Source organism: Yersinia sp. 2545 StPb PI (assembly GCF_052217125.1).
Classification (GTDB): domain Bacteria; phylum Pseudomonadota; class Gammaproteobacteria; order Enterobacterales; family Enterobacteriaceae; genus Yersinia; species Yersinia enterocolitica_E.
Window position 1 is genome coordinate 2962077 of sequence record NZ_JAZGPY010000001.1, and the last position, 18224, is coordinate 2980300.

An 18224-nucleotide genomic window follows, 5' to 3' on the forward strand; every position below is an offset into this window, starting at 1 on the left:
TCACTCTGTAATTTAAGATAGTATTGGCAACAATCAAATCTAGCTTAAGTGTTCTCTGCTAATAATAAACAGTATTAGTTAGGGTTGAATGTAAATTTGTAGTTCATTGTGGCCTAATATCTCACCCTGTTCGTTAATAATGTCACTCATTACATTCATTGGTTGAACGCTACGAGGTATAACTTGCAATTCAATCACCTTTTGACCGCTATCCGCCATTAATTTTATGTTCCGCGATCCTTTAGATAAAATCATACCACTTTGCAATATTTTCCAATGTAATGATGCCTTTTGATAGTTGAACCAACGGTCGTTGATGGCCCATAAATCAATACGCCCTCTCTGCCCCTGCACCCAATTTTCTGTTTTCGGATCTATAGAGGGTAAAACCGGCTGATAAGCTCGCTGCAAAGCAAAATAACCCGGCTTAGGATGGCGGAGATAGTCCACCACGCCCCAGTTAATTGACGGCCAGTTTTCAGTAAACATAAAGTGAAATAATGCAGCAACGGGTTGATAACGTTGGCGTCGATAACTCTCTGCGGCGAGTTGGATTAAACTTGCCTGATACTGTTGGCTGTTCTTGATAAACGTATTGATATTTGGCCCGCGAGTCACTTTAGCTAATTCAAATGTCTCATGAGGTTGAAAGTTATGGTATGCCCAGATACGCCAGCCTTCATCTTGTTTATCCGCCGTTTTGGGCCACAGCTCAGCGTGCGGAATTATCGTTTTTAACGTTGCCAGGTCAGGTAAGGCTTGTGCGCCAAACTCGCTGATGATTGAGGTAGTTGCCGGTTTAAGATGATCACTTTTCTGCCCTGAGTACCACCCTTGCCAGTAGTGTTCAGCAGTGGACGAGTAAGCATGAGTGATCCGGCTATGGTCCTGACTGAGCACCTGCGCGACGCTCGCGGTTAACGCCCGGTTGATGTCAGGCCGCCAGTCTGAATAACGATATTGCATCCATGTGGCATCCCAGGGCGGTTCATTGTGCCCAGACCACAATACAATCGCTGGATGGCTGCCAAACTGCTGTGTCATATCCGCGGCCTGCCTGGCAGCCTCTCTGGCAAAAGAGGCTGAATCGTCATATCCCCATTGCAGTGGAAAATCTTGCCAGAGCAGTATCCCCATCTCATCAGCCAGGTCGTACAACGCCCGCCCAGCCACATGGGCATGTACTCGTATGGCGTTGATGTTTGCCTGCTGCATCATGAGTAAGTCATGGCGATAATCTGTCGGTGTCAGGCTTCCCAGCCACGGGCTACCAATATAGTTCGTCCCCCTTATGAATAGTCGCTTGCCATTGATTGACCAACTTTGCTGTTGGGGGTCTATCGCAATTCGCCGTAAGCCAGTGCGAACATGAGTCACATCCATCATGCCTAAACGGTCTGAAAAACTGACCTCCAGCCGATAAAGATTTTGTTTCCCATGACCAGACGGCCACCACAATGCGGGGTTATCAAGCAGAAAATTAGCGGTGAGAGCTTGTGCATTATGCTGACTGGCAACCAATGAAACACTTTTCTCCAGTTGATAAGATTGGCCGATAAAATTATCGGGTATCAGGCGTAGCAACATAACAACGGGGCGGTTGTGGTTAGCACGATAATCCAAACTCACCTTCAGAATCGGATGTGCAAGCCCCCGTGACCAGTCAGGCACGGCCAGTACATTGTCTATAACAGCGCCACGGCTGATATGTGACGTTACCGGAGCCCAGATACCGCCTGAATTAGCATCTTGTCCGTGATCCGACCACGCGCCACCGGGCCGAGTATCATGATGGTTGAACACGCCCTTAATCAGTTGCTTACGAAATGACCAAATTTTGCCCGGAGTCTCGTAAGGGCTATCTACACGCATAGCCAGCACATTATCTATTCGGGCTATATCGGTGATATCGATACTGAACCGCTGAAAATACCCCTTATGTTGCCCCGCTCGTTGACTGTTGAGCCAAATATCCGTTTGATAATCGACGCCATCGAATACCAAGGTCGCCATATCATCGGTATCTAAAACCGGTAATGTAAACCGGGTGCGATACCATAATACGCCTTGATGATCGACGCCCTCACTGTACCAATTAGCGGGCACTTTCAACTGTTGCCACTGGCTGTCATCCAGGGTGTCACTCCAGGCGTCAGAAGCTGGCGGATTGCCATCCCGTATTCGCCACTGACCGGACAAATCTAAAGTGGATGGCAACTGAGCAACAACAACCGACGAGATAAGTTGTAAAAGAAATCCCAAACTTAAAATAGAAGCCCTGCACCAGCAATTAATGTTCATTTCGATGCCGCCTGTCGACGGATGACTCTTTCTTGCGGCAGGCATAATTGTGGTCGTGAAAAAATATCACTCATGCGCACATCCAGATATCCCGCGGTAGAGTCGCTATTAATTAAACTCCCCGCCGCTTTATAGAGCAGCGTTTCCAATACCATAGCGTTTGTCGTCAGACTAATTGTTTTGTTATAGGCACCATTATTTTCATAACGCCCCTCATACCATCCGCGTTGTTCATCATACTGCATCTGAGTCAACTGCATTAATGCATCGGTATAAGGGCTATTCCACAAAACCCATAAGCCAAAAACTACACGGGTTGATACCAACGCCAGGTCAGGATGAAATTGCCCGTCTTCGCTAATCGTATTCCAATGATAACCGTTAGCGAACACCGTATCGTAAACGTGATATGGCGCAACTGAGGTGAAATAATCACTACGTGCCGTCAATATATGTTCTTTTTGCCACCGTATTTCTTGTACCCGATAGATATTATCTATCCGTTTTTTTTGCTGTTTAAATATTGGGGTGCTTTTTAATTCCATTGCAGTAAGTAAATAAGGCAAGCTGACGACAATAGAGGGTACATAGGTTGTTCGAGCATCTCTGATATCAAAATCGATAGGTATGTCATAAATAAACGTGGTGTTATAGGGAAGATTAGCTGATATTCCTACAGGAAAACCCCACAGACCAAACGCACCAGCGGTATATTCGCTATAACCCAAAACGCCTTCGGGTTTGGCTATAAATCTGCCATTAACAGTCGCTGATTTCAGTAACTCACCATGACCATCAATAATCTGACAGAAATTCCATCGTAATAGGACCTTATCCAAATACTCAGCATATTCAGGATAAAAACGCACAACAACTTTCAAACCTATCATTAAGCGGCCGATATCTTGTGCAGACCACCCCAGTGGTTTTGGCTGGTGAGCATAATCAATCATCTGTCCGTTGGCGGTGTTGTAAAGCAGATTTGGCGTTTTTCCCTCCACCAAAGGTAAATGACTTATTGTTGCCAATAATAGTGTGAGGCGCTGATCAAACTCCTGACGATTGATCAACCCTAATTGGGCTGCTGCGGTTAATGTGACAAGTGTGTCGCCGATTTGCCAGAGATTAACAACCGGGTAATTATCCAAAGAATTAACCAACCCAGTACTCACTTGCGTATTATTAACAAAGTAACGCCAAGCTACTTTCGCCCACAATTGTTCATTATCAGATAGCACACCACTACGGGCAGAATAGGCAACAGAGCTGTGAGTAATACTGCTTGCCACAAACATACCGCCCGTAAATGCAGCACCCAGTAGCCCAGCACCAATAACCCAGGCAAAAGCGGCGGACTTCACTGTTTTGCGCATGATGATGTTGCCGCCGGTAATTTAAATAAATTATTACTGCTGCTTTCATCCTGACACTGAGCACACTGGCAGCTCTTACAATCTGGTGCTTTACGTATCGCAATGCCCGTTTGATCACAAAATGCGGCTAAGCTCGGTGTTGCATCAATATACGGCCGATTCCTTTTACTGTTATTATCATCAAAAGCATTAATTAACTGCCGTTCCCACAACGAGGGAATATAATCTTTATGGCTAGGATCACCACTGGTGAAACGGAGTATTTTCCCTGCTTTTTTAAATAATAGCGCTTCTAACATGATGCCATTATTATTTGCCGTAAACTCTTTAATTGGCCCTTTACCATTTTCGTAGAGGCCCTCGTTAAAGCCGATATCCTTAACGTTAGCATTTTCTATTGCATCAAATAATCGGTCAGTGTACGGCGAATGCCATAATACCCACATGCCTAGCGCAGCTTTTAATGACACTGCCGCATTTTCAGGGACAAAAAAGCCCTGATCGGTAATTGTGTTCCAGTTATAGCCATCGGAAAAAACCGTGTCATAAACAAAGTAAGGGGCGTGGTCTAACTGATGCTCCGAACGCGCTGTCAGTATTCCCGTTTCACGATAGCGGTTTTCCTGTGCCTGATAGACGCGATTGGCGAAGTCTTTCATCCACGGATGGCTGTAGCTCGCTGCTTTATTAGCCCGATCATTACTGCGATCCCACCCCATCTCAAGGCCATGTAAGATATACGACTCGGTAACTACATAGTTGTGTTGATTCGTTTTGCGTGCATCCCTAGAGTCATAAGGGACTAATACACAATAAATTTTAGCCAAATCATAAGGTTCAGGGCGCGATGCCTGACAGGTAGAAAAACCCCAAAGTTGGAAACCACTGGCGGCGTATTCTTCATAACCCAGTCGCCCTTCCTGTACATACTGAGGCGTGTTATTTTTATCTAATATCGCACCATATAACGTACCGCAATCATCGACAACATGTGAAAAATCCCAACCTAAGACCACGTTATCAATGCTATTGGCATATTCAGGATAACGTTCTTTAATAATTTTCAGCCAAATTAACATACGGCCAGTATCAATAGCTGAAAATCCTATTTCACCGGATTTATTCATATAGTTAACTTTTTCAGCAGTTATGGTGTTGTAAGCTTTATTGGGTAATTGCCCTTGGAATAGTGAAATATTATTCAGTGTCTTTAAAAAAGGTAACATTCGGTGGTCAAACTCTTCCTTATTAATAATACCCAACTCGCGCGCCGACACCAGTGCCGCCAAATAAGATGCACTGTCCCACATTGTGGTCGAAGGATAATTATTAACTGCATTAACAAGCCCAGTTGTAGGTTGTAAATTATGGACAAAATATTGCCAGGCATTAACTGCAACCGCCATCTCTCTGGGCGTTAACTCACCGTGCCGCACAGGGTAGTTTTCAGACGCTAATTTATTGCCAGGTAATTCAGCAAAGGTATTAAAAGACGGTATGGCCAGGAGTATCAAAATCAAGCAGCCAGCCTTAACAATGAGACTTAACCTTATCAAAAATGACTGATTTCCCATCATAAAACCTTCCTACCTTAGTTGTTTATCTGTTGCGCCAACGGATTGCATCACCTGAGTACAGGCAGCACAAAGTAGTTTTCCACCCTTGATAAAAGCCAAACTTTCTAACACCACGCCATTGGTATTGGCATTTAGTGAAGTATTTATTTTATTGTTAACTTCATAAATTCCGCTATACCAACCTTTGTTCGAATCCATCAAGCTATTTAATTGATTCCGTGTCTGTTCACTATAAGGTGTGCGCCACAAGGCATACCAACTAAATGCCGATTTGGTTGATAACTGTCGTAACTGATTGACACGCTCACCTTTGTCCGTAATTACCGCCCAATCTTCATTAGCATAATGGAGTGTGCTATAAATAAAGAAAGGAGCTTGATCCACATGATCCTCACTGACAGAGGTATATATAGCAGTACGCTGAAAACGATTTTCCTGAGCCTTAAAAACCCGCCAGGCTAGTTCTGATGAATAAAGATCAAAACCCAACTCTAAGCCGGTCAAGATATAGGGTTCACTGACGATAAATGTATTTGCCCCCTCTTTTTGCGAGACACGATCATCATCTGGCACCAATATCCCTTCAACTTTAATAAATTGTAGATGTACAGTGTAATCAAGGGCTAAGCTAGCATTAATACCCACTAATTGCAGGATCCGTGCCGCATATTGCTCATACCCCATACGCCCTTCCTGATGCAATGAAATGAGCTGAGTTTTATCATCAACTACCGAACCTTGTAATTGATCATCGACCACTAGCGCATCTAATTGCCAACGTGAAATAACCTTATTGACCTCGACAGCATGCTGGGGATAACTCCAGACCAATATATTTAATGGCACCATCATTCGACTGATATCAATAGCCGACCAGCCTATACCTTTCGTACTGGGCTGATTAATATAATTAACCATAGATAGAGTCTGTGTATTATAGGCTTTATTAGGTAATTTACCTTCAAATAGTGGCAATTTAGCCAATGCACCTAATGCATTACTGATTCGGGTATCAAACTCATCTTGTTGAATAATACCAATTCGTTGCGCTGAAATCAGCGCCATAAAATAACTACTGGTATCCCACATTGTCGACGATGGGAATTTATCCACGGAATTCACTAAACCACTCGGCTGAGTATTATTAATAAAATATTGCCATGCAGCCTTAGCCCAAATTACTTCTTCGGAACTCAATGGTCGAGGAACTGGTGTTAATGGTCTGCCAATACTGGTGGTGATATGGACACGAGAATCTTCCATATCTTGAGAGTTCTTTTCGACATACAACACAATAGAAAATGCGATTAAAATACCGATCACCATCGCCAGATAACTTCTCGCCTTGAGGAGGTTATATTTGAATGACATCAAGCCCCCTCCTGTCCGGTGGATTCAGCATGCTCGGGTTGCCAAAATGCGGCTAAAACCATCGGCATCATGGCTGCAATATTTGCAGCTCCCCAAAAGATATTGATCACAAAACCTGAGGGATCTTTTATGTTCCCTACGGCTATCTGAATCGCCCCCCAAATCAACCCCAATAACGTCAGCCCAATAATGGCGAGCTGAGGTTTAACTAAGGATAAAAAATTGCCCTGTTGGCGTTCTTTGGGCGTCACATGAAACTTGATTTTCTCACCTCTTAGTACTGTATCAAGAGCTCGTAGATTCATGGAAAATAAAGCAAGAAAAGACGATTTCCCATCCCACGCTGATATACCCCAGGTGCCAAACATAAATGCTAATTCAGAGACAATCATGAAGGGCAAAAAATGCAAATAAAAAGGAGATGAGTAAGTCGAAACGGGGGGGATCCCCGTAAAAAGATAAATTAATGGGGCAATCAAGAATACCGTATTCCAGATACAGGCAAAATAGGACCAAAAAGTAGTTCCGTACATTAATTTTTGTATTGCACTGAGCTTAATCCTTTTACTAGTGAAAAGTCTGTCATGCAAGGCAATATCCATTGAACCAGCCGCATATTTAAATCTCTGGATCATCCAGGTCAACAAATCCTGCGGTGAAAGCATTTTTGATTCTATTTGCGGGTGCATGACAGATCGCCATTTACGGCCTGGATCACCATGTAAAACGATAGAAGTATAGATATCTTCTGAAACATGAAATTTATATGGCATCAGCTCGGTATCATGCACCACATGAGGTAACATGGCCTTAGCCAAGTCTGCTTTGGTTTCTTTATCAGTTAGGTCGCCCGTATATTGCTCGATCTCATCTTCTATATTATCTACATAGCGACGCAGTGCAGCTTGCATAATAGCTTCACGACGATGAATTGATGCGGCGCCACAACAAAAAGCCGCATTAGCCCAATTACGTCGGCGTAAAATAACATCGTAAAACATTTGCGAATCATTAAAAAAGGGATCATGCCCCACAGTAAGCGGGCCAACCAATTTTTCAATCCCTTTACCAACAAAATAACCTGCTGAACCTAACTTTTTCTTTGCCCATTCAGGTAATCGCTTGCCCTGTGGTAAATCATAAAACCACTGAGGAGTCTGGACCCAGGCAACATCAACATCACGAAAATAACCCAAAGTATGAGTCAATATTGTGGGGAAAACTCGGGTATCTGCATCACAGATAATAATAAAGTCACCGTCCGTCATATCCAGCCCGTGGCGGAGATTACCTGCTTTGTAACCGATATTATTTTCCCGACTTAAGTAATTAACCCTCTCTTCTTTTGCAACAACCTCCATTTCGCTTCGTTTACCATCATCTAATACATGAATGCGATAATCCAAGGAGAAGGGATAAGTTACGGCGAGTGCATCCCGAATCGATAAACGCACTAATTCGACATCTTCATTATAGGTGGCAATAAACAAATCAACTTTTATCTGACGCCTTTCTTGCATCTCTTCCGCGGCTATACAGTCATCGATTGTTTCAGGTACTGGGAGTACAGGAATATCTCTGACTTTCCAGAGGTTGATAGTGAATAAAGCAGAACCAATATAGGCTAGTGTTTCAGCCATTACCAAAGGGATGGAATACCAAAGCGCATCGTAATTCAGTGAATTCATCCAGCGCCAGCGGATATAATTTGCCCCCAAGATAAGCGCTGCAACCGCCAGACTTTGCCATAAAAACTCAGTAGCCCAATGAGTTTTGAGTGGTGATGGTGGTTTCCTGTTTTCAAACGAAGAGAAATAAAAAGCCATTATCACAACCTCAGTCAATCCATGAAGATAAGTGAGATAAATCAGCCCATTTTAAGGGGGAGTTCGAAGAGCATTATTTTATGAATAAACATAATTTTTACGCCTACTCTTCTATTTTCTTTATCAGCGATAGATAATTGATGCCCTCTTCCACTTTATAACTGATGTCATCAACGGCATTAAACATCATCATCAATCCCATCCCATTTTCTGGCCAAGAATCCGGCGCTGACAACTCAGGAATATGAGACAACCCACTTTTATTTTGCAAAAATTTTGTAGGTATAGGCTTTCCTTTATCTTGTAAGGTCACAGCTAGTTGATTATTGCCATAATGCATCACAATAGTAATATCTTGGGTGGCATCATAGTTAACACCATGCTTTACAATATTGATAAATGCTTCATTTAATGCAAGTTCCATAGCATAACTGCTAGATGAATCAATCTTTAAGGGTTGAATAAATTGTAGTAACTTTTCATGTAAAACATTCAGGCTAGACAAGGAAGCAGGCAAACATATTCTCATTAACCAGCCCTGTGAGTCACGCTGGTGATAACTCATATCAACGTATCTTTATGTAGGAATTCATCGAACAAAGATTTCTCTGCCATAATAATATCTTTACGCCGTTTATCATCAATGAGCCAGTTTAAACCCGCCTCAGATAAATCAATGGACATACCGTCTGGTGAGATAACTTTCCCAGCAAAAATCATCTGTTGATGCAAATGCGCAATACCCCCGACCCGAGTATAATCAGCAATAAAACTTTGATCGATAACAGCTCCCTGCTCTAATAAACACCCCGCACCAATAATTGTAGGCCCTTTAATCGTTACGCCAGACTGTATTTCTGTACTACTACCAATATAGACTGGCCCTTCAATATCTAAGGTCGAAAAGTCGGCTTTAACATTAAGTCCACACCAGATTTGAGGTGCAATTTTAATTCCCGGCATGGGATAGTCGGGTAAATCTTGATTAAGGATCATGCGATTTACATGCCAAAAATCTTGTAGAGACCCAATATCAACCCATTGGAAGGGCAAGGCAATACCGTAGAAAGGAACACCTAATTCAGCAAGTTTGGGGAACAACTGACTACCAATGTCGTATTCAACGCCATCAGGAATATAATCGAATATTTCTGGCTCAAAAACATAGATTCCGGTATTGGCATTGTTTGATAATGCATCCTCGGTTTTAGGTTTTTCTTGAAACTTACTAACTCTACCCTGCTCATCAGTAACAACAATACCGTATTTGTTTACCTGATCTGCTGAGACTGGGCGCATCACCAAGGTTGCCACACTTTTTCTGGCTCGATGGAAAGCCAATACCTTATCGAAATCTACATCAATTAATGCATCACCACAGACAACGACAAAAGTTTCATCAAAAAAACCTGAGAAATTTTGGATGTGTTTCATTCCACCCGCTGACCCCAGAACATTGTCAACAAAAGTATTACCCTCCATAATACCTTCGTAGGAGTAACCTATTTCTACTCCCCAGGCATGGCCATCACGAAAATAATTCTCGATGTCCACAGATAGATAGCTGGTATTCACCATTAACTGATTAAAACCATATTTTCTTAAATGCTCAATAATCGATTCCATAATAGGTTTTCGAATCAATGGAATCATTGGCTTTGGCAGTATGGTAGTCAGTGGTCTGGCTCTGGTTCCTTTCCCTGCAGCAAGGATCATGGCTTTCATAAATAGGTATTCCTTACAAATTAAGGTGCTACGGAATGCATCTGCTGTAATGTATCGGGTTGATTAGCACCGATAGTAAATATCCTATCCATCCGGGTTAATTTGAACATTCCGTGGATATTATTATTCAGTGAGCAAATAGCCAGTTCACCTTTCCCATTTAAGGTCTTCAACAACGAAACCAGAGCACCTAAACAACTACTGTCGATGAAATCTACCCGACTAAAATCCAATAAAATATTTTTGGCTCCCTGAGCGATCATTGCTTGTATATCTTCCTTAAATTTCAGGGAAACTGATGCATCGAGTCGCCTGATCAAGGGGGTTATCACCAATACATTGTCAATTGTCTGAGTTTCAAAGTTCATTTTTTCTTCCTTACAATGCTGCCAGGAGAGGGGAATTGTTATTGCGTTCGATCACCAGTAACGAGATATCATCACTAAATACAGAACGCCCATTCTGAATATCACTTTGATGTTCATCTTTTTGTACCGGATGCCAGTATTTCAGTGCCTGCTGTACTTGCCCAAAAACAGTTTGCACACAGTCACGTTGACTTGCGGCCAGTAAGTCTTGTAATCGTCGTTCTCCAAATAGCTCTTGCTCAGGGTTTTCACACTCAACAATGCCATCGGTGAATAAATAGAGCCGATCACCCGAAGCAAGAGTGAACGCAGTGTCCTGATAGTCCATCGAATCAATAAGTCCAACCGGTGCACCACCGTCACCAATAGGGGTAATCTGACCTGAACTACTGACAATAAAGGGGGTCGGATGCCCAGCTTGGCAAAGCACCCCACCCGCTGTTTGAACATCGATAACGCCATAAATAAGAGTGAAATAGCTGGCTATATCATCATTCTCTATACAAAAACGGCGATTAAGTTCGCTCACAACTTTGTGTGGCGGGGTAATTAGATAACCAGAGGGAGTATCTGCCAGTGAAATCAGTAAGTTATCTACCGTGCGCCCATTAAGAAATTGGCGTGCAACTGACAGTGAGAGCATCGCCGCAGCCACGCCATGCCCTGCAACATCAATACTATAAAAACCAATGTGTTGATTTCCCAGTTGGAAAAAACTTAACAAGTCACCCGAAACATACGCGGAGGGTATAAACATCCATTCGGCTTGAAAACCACTCACCATTAGCTTTTCTGCTGGCAAAACACTACGTTGCAATTTTGCCGCAGCCTGCAAGTCATCTTCTATTTGTTGGTAGGCTTGGGACAGTTTCTGATTACGGGCATCGAGGGTTGCCTCTAGCATTAATATTCGTTCACCTGCATGTAATCGGGCGCGTAGCTCACTTTGATTTATCGGCTTTGACAGAAAATCATCGGCGCCCGCATCTAATCCTGCGATCAAATCCTCGACGGATTGCCGCACGGTTATCAATACTAAGTAAATATACCTATCGGAATAATGTTTACGGATAGTAGTACAGAGTTTCAACCCATCCATAACTGGCATTTCCCAGTCACTGATCACCATATTGATGGCATTATTATCAAGGATAGCCAAAGCATCTTGGCCATTTTCTGCTTCAAAAACAGTAAATTGCCAATTTTTTAGTAGATTAACCAGTAAAAAGCGATAACTTGCTGAATCATCAACAACAAGAATAGATGTCACACCAGTAGCGGAAGGATGTGGTTGCATAAGTTACCCAAGAGCTTCGTGTAAACATAATTTATCAAACATCATCGTCGATAGAGGATGCTCAACGTCCCTGAACCTTTCATACCCACAAAAACATTATGCTCACTTAACTATTAATAGCGTAATTAAGCGTAGCACAGATTCTTACACCTCCAATTTATAGGGGTAATGTCCAACTGAGATTTATTGTCCCACTACGAAAATTAGCATTTGCATTCTGCCGCCACGGGTAGCGAGTCCCGGTGTAATTGCCATAAAAAAGCGACCAGGACCCCGGAGCGTAGCCAGACGTATAGCCAAAACTATAGGTATAATCATAATTCCAAGGTTGCTGCTGATTCTTGTTAGGGTAATAAAACGCGGACAAACGCAAAAAATAGTGCTGTTGTAAGGTATAGCCACAACTCCCTAAAAAACTGTTCTTATTTTCTTTGATAGTTGATGAAGCGTCAGAGTAATAACGAGGCACATAGCTATAGCCAACTTGACAAATCAGTGAGTCATCTTTGTTAATCAATAATGCAGACTCCACCGTCTTGGGTAAGGTAAATTTATAGCCCAAAGTCCAAGAGCCTTGTTCAAACCGTGTTCTTTGAGCACCTGTCGCAGGGAAGAAACTATTATTATCGTTGTAATTACCATAAACCAAACTAAAAGTACCCGGATGCCAATCGTCATAACCAAAACTATAAACAAAATCGGTACTGTATTTACTGGTATTTTGTAATGGAACCCGAACCGTCATATTGGCAAAAAGATAACTTATTGGGGAATACTGCACACTAAAAAGCCCCCGCTGATTTAGTTTATATACTTCCTCCGAGCTATATTTCCCTGTAGGTACATTAACCATCTTTTTTTTAAGTGGCGAACTATAGGTTAATGCCGTTGAAAATGTGTTCTCATCACCAGAAAAAAGGCGTGACCAAGGGCTGGTAAATAATTTAACAGCTGGTGGATTAGTCGTTTCACTCGCAGTCACCAGCGGGCAGAAAAAGAGTCCACTAAGTAATACCGTGAGTGATTTGTAATGTTTCACTTAAGGTTGTCCTCCCTCCAAATATCCTTGCTGTATCCACGAATAGTCCTGTCGCTGGAAAACTCTCCCATGCCACTTATCGTGTTTAATGCTCGCTTGTGCCAACTGTAAGTATCGCTATAATCGGTCAATGCTTGATATTGTGCGTAACAATAACTATCAAAATCAGCCAAATGGAAATAGTGGTCACCGTGACTCACCAACATATGAAATATCGGTGAAAACAGGTTCTTATCGGCATGAAAAGCACCTGAAATAAGTGAATCAACAGTTTCTTTAAGTTCTGTATTAGATAAATACTCATCATATGATGACCGTCCTTTAGCTCTTTGCTCAGCAATTTGCTCCGCAGATAAACCAAAAACATAGAAATTCTCATGACCCACAGCATCTCTAATTTCAATATTAGCGCCATCTAGCGTTCCGATAGTTAAAGCACCATTCATCGCCAGCTTCATATTGCTGGTACCCGATGCTTCAGTACCCGCAGTAGATATCTGCTCTGATAAGTCAGCGGCTGGAATAATATTTTCCGCTAGCGAGACTTTATAGTCTTCTAAAAAAACCACTTTTAGTTGCTCATTGACTCTAGGATCATTGTTCACTTTAAGAGCAACTTGATTAATCAACTGGATGATCAATTTGGCCATGGCATAACCCGGTGCAGCTTTGCCCGAGAATATATGGACTTTCGGCGAAATAGTTCCTCTTCCATTCAGCATTTTCTGGTAAAGGTTTATCACATAGAGGATGTTGAGTAATTGCCGTTTATACTCATGAATTCGTTTAATCTGACAGTCGAACATAGCTTCGGGATTGATAATTATTCCTTGCTGACGCGTAATTATCTGACTTAATTTTAATTTATTAAATTTTTTAATTTCAGCCAGTTCGGCAATAATGTCACGTTCGTTCGCTAACGATTTAAGTTTAGTCAAAAGAGTCAGGTCGGTAACCCATTCATGGCCTAAGTGACAATCCAGAAAAGTCGATAACCGGGGATTAGCCTGCTGAATCCAGCGACGAGGTGTAACACCGTTGGTTTGATTAGTGAACTTCTCTGGCATTAAATGATAAAAATCGGGTACAAGATTCGATTTAATTAATTCCGAATGAAGTTTAGCCACTCCATTCACTTTGTGACTACCAATAATAGCAAGGTAGGCCATGCGAACTTTCTTTTCAGGCGTCTCTTCAATCAAAGACATTGATGCTAATAAATCTGCACGTTCAGGACGCCATCTATGTATTTCCAGTAAGAAACGGCGGTTGATTTCATAAATAATTTGTAGATGTCGAGGCAGCAACAACTCGAATAAATTAACTGACCACTTCTCTAACGCCTCTGGCATTAAAGTATGATTGGTGTAGGCGCAAACCCGTTGTGTCAAATCCCAAGCGATATCCCAATCAACAGTATGTTCATCTACCAATATTCTCATTAGCTCAACAATAGCTAGGGCCGGGTGGGTATCATTAAGTTGAATGGCTACAAAATCCGGCAACTGGTTAATATCACTGGAAAGTAAGAAGAAATCATGCATGACATCACGTAATGTACAAGCCACCAGAAAATACTCTTGTGTTAAGCGTAATTCCTTCCCTGCCAACACTTCATCGGAGGGATAAAGCACTTTAGAGATATTTTCCGATGCTATTTTTTGATTAACAGCATTCAGATAATCACCATGATTAAAGATATGAATATCAAATGAATCTGAAGCGCAAGCACTATATAAACGCAACGAGTTTACGGTATGATTAATATAACCTGAGACCAGATAGTCGTGAGGCACACCAATAATTATTTTCCAATCCATCCACATTGGATTGTAATTTCCTTGCTGGTCCTCTATTTCGACTATGCGCCCATACAGCGGAATTATCATTGCCTGACTTTGATGTTCTATTAGCCAGGGTGAGTGTGCAGAGTGCCAATCATCAGGCTTCTCTATTTGTTGTCCATCCTGAATTTGTTGGTGAAACAAGCCATATTCGTATTTTATACCGTGACCAGAGCCAGCAATATCCAAGGTTGCCATTGAATCAATGAAACATGCAGCCAGGCGCCCCAACCCCCCATTACCTAATGCTGCATCTTCTTCACTTTTTACAATAACTTCAAAATCTACCCCAAGAGATTCTAATGCGGCTTTAGCTATCTCCATTATCCCTTGATTTATTAAGTTATTCCGCAGAGATTGACCAATTAAAAACTCCATAGAAATATAATAGATACGTTTTTTTCTTGCCTGGTGATGTCGTTCCCGAGTGTTAAAATAATCATCAGTTTGGTTGCGTCGCACGACCAGTGCTAATGCACTAAAAATGTCACTGGATGATGCTGTTGATAGTATCACTCCAAGAGAATATTTCAGTTCATAAAGTATGCTATTACGTAGCTTGCTAATCTGATTCTTATCTGAAGTCGATGGAGTATTTTTCATTTCTAGCCTATTTATAAGATTGAGTCAAAAAAATACAAATCAGTTAGGAATAAATCTCCTACCGACATCATATTTTGCTAATAGCCATAACATCATTAAGGCACAGAGATGAACCAATGTATTTAGCAACCATGCCCGATGCCATAAACCAAAATCAACTACCTGACTAACCAATAAGACCACATACACGTGGATAATAAAAACATACAAAGAATGTTGGCCTAATGTTATTAAAAACCAACCACACATCTTATTTATTGGTTTCCAAAAATAACTTAACACCAAATAACATGTTGTTAGCAGACTAAAATCATTAATAATACGCAGTGGACCTAATGCATTCTTTTCAGCAAAGTTCAGATAGAACCAATTGAAATTTTTCGTATTTATGATATGGAGCATCGTGTTATAGGGCATAAATGGATTGGTATGATTCTGTGCAATAAACATCATTACTAATGTAAATAATACAACAACTGACAAACTCCAGAATCCAGCCTGAGTATGGGCTAAAGAAAGCAACTCTTCTTTGTACCAACCAATCGTCATCCCCAAGACATAAATAAATTGCCAAGCCAAAAATGGAAAAGCAAACTCAAATTCCGCTGATGTAACTCGTATCCCGGTAATATGGTAGATAATATATAATGCCAGAGATAACAGCAGCAATACACCTACCCATCGGCGTTGCAATAAATAGATAAAAATAGGACTGGCCAACAGCAGATAGAAATATAGCCCCAAAATCTGGCTCTGATGAGGCCCGATTTGTAAGTAGAGCACCATGTTAAACCAAGATTCTTTTAGCTGGTCGTAAAGTGGATATAACGTATAACTTACGTTTGAAAAGCGATCGGTAAAATGGGTTACTTCGAAAGTGTTTATGAACGTCAGTTTAGTTAGAAGTAAAATACTAAGGATGATCACTATATTAACCACATATATTTTTGCTGCTCGTCGATATAGTGCATAGCTTATAGTTAGCAGAACTTCTTTTTTTAAACGCTGGCGATTGATTACACCCAACATAAATCCCGAGAGAATAACGAACCCTTCCGCGCCGGTTGTCAGGCCAAAACGCTCCCAAGTAAAGATATTCAATAGCGACATCACTTCAATGTGGGCTACAACCATCATCACCAAAGCAATGCCCCGCAGCAGATCAATCCTTAAATCACGCTTATCTGATGATATATAACGAAACGATTTTACCCAAGAAAGTATTGTCCTACATTTATCTTCAAGTACAGAAAATGCGTGAATCATCCAATCACCCGCAAAAATTACTTGCCAATAAAAAGGGGTAGTATTTATTTATCAGCCTAACCCTATTTCCTTTTGAAAGCATTAACGCCCTTTAACTGTAGAACAATCCGGCAATTATGGTTAATAATGAGAATAATTTATGAGTAATGGGATACGTAAAAAATAACCCCTCAAATGGGTGCCACTTTCGAAGATTTCCCAACACCTTCTTCTTTAAGCTGTCGCACTCACCTTCAGGCTAAGTTATTTGCCGAAGGTGCGGACCAAATTCTACAGTCATGAGAACTATCTTTTAGTTGTATCCAGGAGTCATGTCTTTATTGGCTGCCTGGTAAAAGATACTCAATGGACCCGCTATTTAGTGTATTCATGAATACTGCTCATAGTGCTTATCCTGCTACCTGCAATTATCTCTTTGCATAAATCCGTTAACATGCTTTCACCTCTTAATATTCAGATAGATGATCATGACCAACTCACAGACACGATCGCAACTAGCTGCCGGAAAAACCAGCGGCCTTACACTTGTTTTAATTCTCAGTGCGTTAATGGCTATCACATCCTTATCAACCGATATCTATTTACCTACCATGCCAGTCATAGCAATAGATTTGCAGGGCGATGTGGAATTGACTATACCGACTTTTGTCTTGCCCAACTGATTTTAGGGTCAATTAGTGACCACTTTGGTCGACGCCTGCCGGCATGATATTGTTCGTTATAGGCTCGGTGGGCTGCGCATTATCGACTGATATTGTGCAAATCGTTTTCTGGCGTGTCTTTCAGGCTTTGGGAGCATGCACATGCCCCATGCTGGCACGGGCAATGATACGCGATCTGTTTAGTCGTACTCGTGCAGCACAGATGCTTTCTACCCTGATGATCATTATGGCTATTGCGCCCATTGCCGGGCCACTGGTCGGCGGAAAAATGATTAGCATCACCTCCTGGCACGCCATTTTCTGGTTGCTGGCAATTATCGGTGCATTGATGCTGGTTTCTCTATTCTGGTTTGCAGAAACCTTACCTGCAGAAAAACGAGTTAAAGCATCTTTGTCCGGCGCTTTTGGTAACATTCATAAATTCAGCTGCACACAAAAGATAATAATGGTGCTGAATAACTAGATTAATTCACTCCAGTTTAAATTTATAATTAAAAACATTTTTTCATTCCCATCTTATTAAGATTATCAATTACACATCTAACAATGATTCAGTTTTATTTAACTATCACACACTAAACGCATTGAGCATTGTATCCGTAACCTGAAATAAGAATAGATATAAAACTGTGGCTGAGATAATTGCGACGAAAAAATAGCAGCAAGTTACCCCCTCAGTTACTATGGTTAACTCAACCGCTATCAATATAAAGATAGCGCCCCAATAAATCCGAAACACCACGCCACCAAAACCATAATAAAAAACATAACAGCATGAAAAATAACAAGTAAAAATTAAAAAGCAAACATCTTACATTTACAATAAGTCGCACTGCACTTAATAAATAAATTAAATCAATTTAGGGGAATTTCCTACAACACCCCTATCGCCCTCCTATATTCGTAATTAGTGGGGTGAGTTATATTGTGCTGATTAAAAGGTCAACATTGTTAATTTAACATTTTAAACAA

The 18224-nt window shown here is 41.4% G+C and carries 12 protein-coding genes and 1 pseudogene; 1 reads left to right on the forward strand and 12 read right to left on the reverse strand.

The window, feature by feature from the left end:
* Positions 1 to 78 precede the first annotated feature (78 nt).
* The 12 genes from V1955_RS13860 to opgC all read right to left on the reverse strand — a co-directional run bounded on the left by V1955_RS13860 (position 79) and on the right by opgC (position 16590).
* Positions 79 to 2301, reverse strand: a complete 2223-nt coding sequence (locus V1955_RS13860; protein WP_442821053.1) for a glycoside hydrolase family 2 protein — start codon at positions 2299 to 2301, stop codon at positions 79 to 81.
* Complete coding sequence (locus V1955_RS13865) at positions 2298 to 3674, reverse strand: DUF3131 domain-containing protein (protein WP_372568947.1); 1377 nt, start codon at positions 3672 to 3674, stop codon at positions 2298 to 2300. The genes V1955_RS13860 and V1955_RS13865 overlap by 4 nt, the downstream gene beginning before the upstream one ends.
* Entirely contained in the window at positions 3659 to 5248 is a 1590-nt protein-coding gene (locus tag V1955_RS13870; protein ID WP_442821444.1) for a DUF3131 domain-containing protein, read from the reverse strand. Before V1955_RS13870 ends, V1955_RS13865 begins: the two co-directional genes overlap by 16 nt.
* A gap of 12 nt (positions 5249 to 5260) precedes the next feature.
* Positions 5261 to 6622, reverse strand: a complete 1362-nt coding sequence (locus V1955_RS13875) for a DUF3131 domain-containing protein (RefSeq protein ID WP_442821054.1) — start codon at positions 6620 to 6622, stop codon at positions 5261 to 5263.
* Positions 6622 to 8448 (reverse strand): glycosyltransferase, encoded by a 1827-nt coding sequence (locus tag V1955_RS13880; RefSeq protein ID WP_442821055.1) that lies wholly within the window; start codon positions 8446 to 8448, stop codon positions 6622 to 6624. Before V1955_RS13880 ends, V1955_RS13875 begins: the two co-directional genes overlap by 1 nt.
* A 103-nt stretch (positions 8449 to 8551) precedes the next feature.
* Positions 8552 to 9013 carry an ATP-binding protein gene (locus V1955_RS13885; RefSeq protein ID WP_227746543.1) on the reverse strand — a complete coding sequence of 154 codons (462 nt, stop codon included), beginning with the start codon at positions 9011 to 9013 and terminating at the stop codon, positions 8552 to 8554.
* Entirely contained in the window at positions 9010 to 10173 is a 1164-nt protein-coding gene (locus V1955_RS13890) for a sugar phosphate nucleotidyltransferase (protein WP_372568945.1), read from the reverse strand. The genes V1955_RS13885 and V1955_RS13890 overlap by 4 nt, the downstream gene beginning before the upstream one ends.
* A 20-nt stretch (positions 10174 to 10193) precedes the next feature.
* Positions 10194 to 10541, reverse strand: a complete 348-nt coding sequence (locus V1955_RS13895; RefSeq protein ID WP_083159236.1) for an STAS domain-containing protein — start codon at positions 10539 to 10541, stop codon at positions 10194 to 10196.
* Between the two features lie 10 nt (positions 10542 to 10551).
* Entirely contained in the window at positions 10552 to 11838 is a 1287-nt protein-coding gene (locus tag V1955_RS13900; protein WP_083159237.1) for a PP2C family protein-serine/threonine phosphatase, read from the reverse strand.
* 157 nt (positions 11839 to 11995) lie between these two features.
* Positions 11996 to 12820, reverse strand: a complete 825-nt coding sequence (locus V1955_RS13905) for a hypothetical protein (protein ID WP_420073170.1) — start codon at positions 12818 to 12820, stop codon at positions 11996 to 11998.
* 53 nt (positions 12821 to 12873) lie between these two features.
* Positions 12874 to 15324, reverse strand: a complete 2451-nt coding sequence (locus tag V1955_RS13910) for a glycogen/starch/alpha-glucan phosphorylase (protein ID WP_083159238.1) — start codon at positions 15322 to 15324, stop codon at positions 12874 to 12876.
* A gap of 39 nt (positions 15325 to 15363) precedes the next feature.
* Positions 15364 to 16590 (reverse strand): OpgC domain-containing protein, encoded by a 1227-nt coding sequence (gene opgC, locus V1955_RS13915; protein WP_420073911.1) that lies wholly within the window; start codon positions 16588 to 16590, stop codon positions 15364 to 15366.
* Between the two features lie 467 nt (positions 16591 to 17057).
* Here opgC and V1955_RS13920 point away from each other — a divergent pair.
* Positions 17058 to 17670 (forward strand): annotated as a pseudogene (locus V1955_RS13920) (MFS transporter); the annotation flags it as partial.
* Between the last annotated feature and the right edge of the window lie 554 nt (positions 17671 to 18224).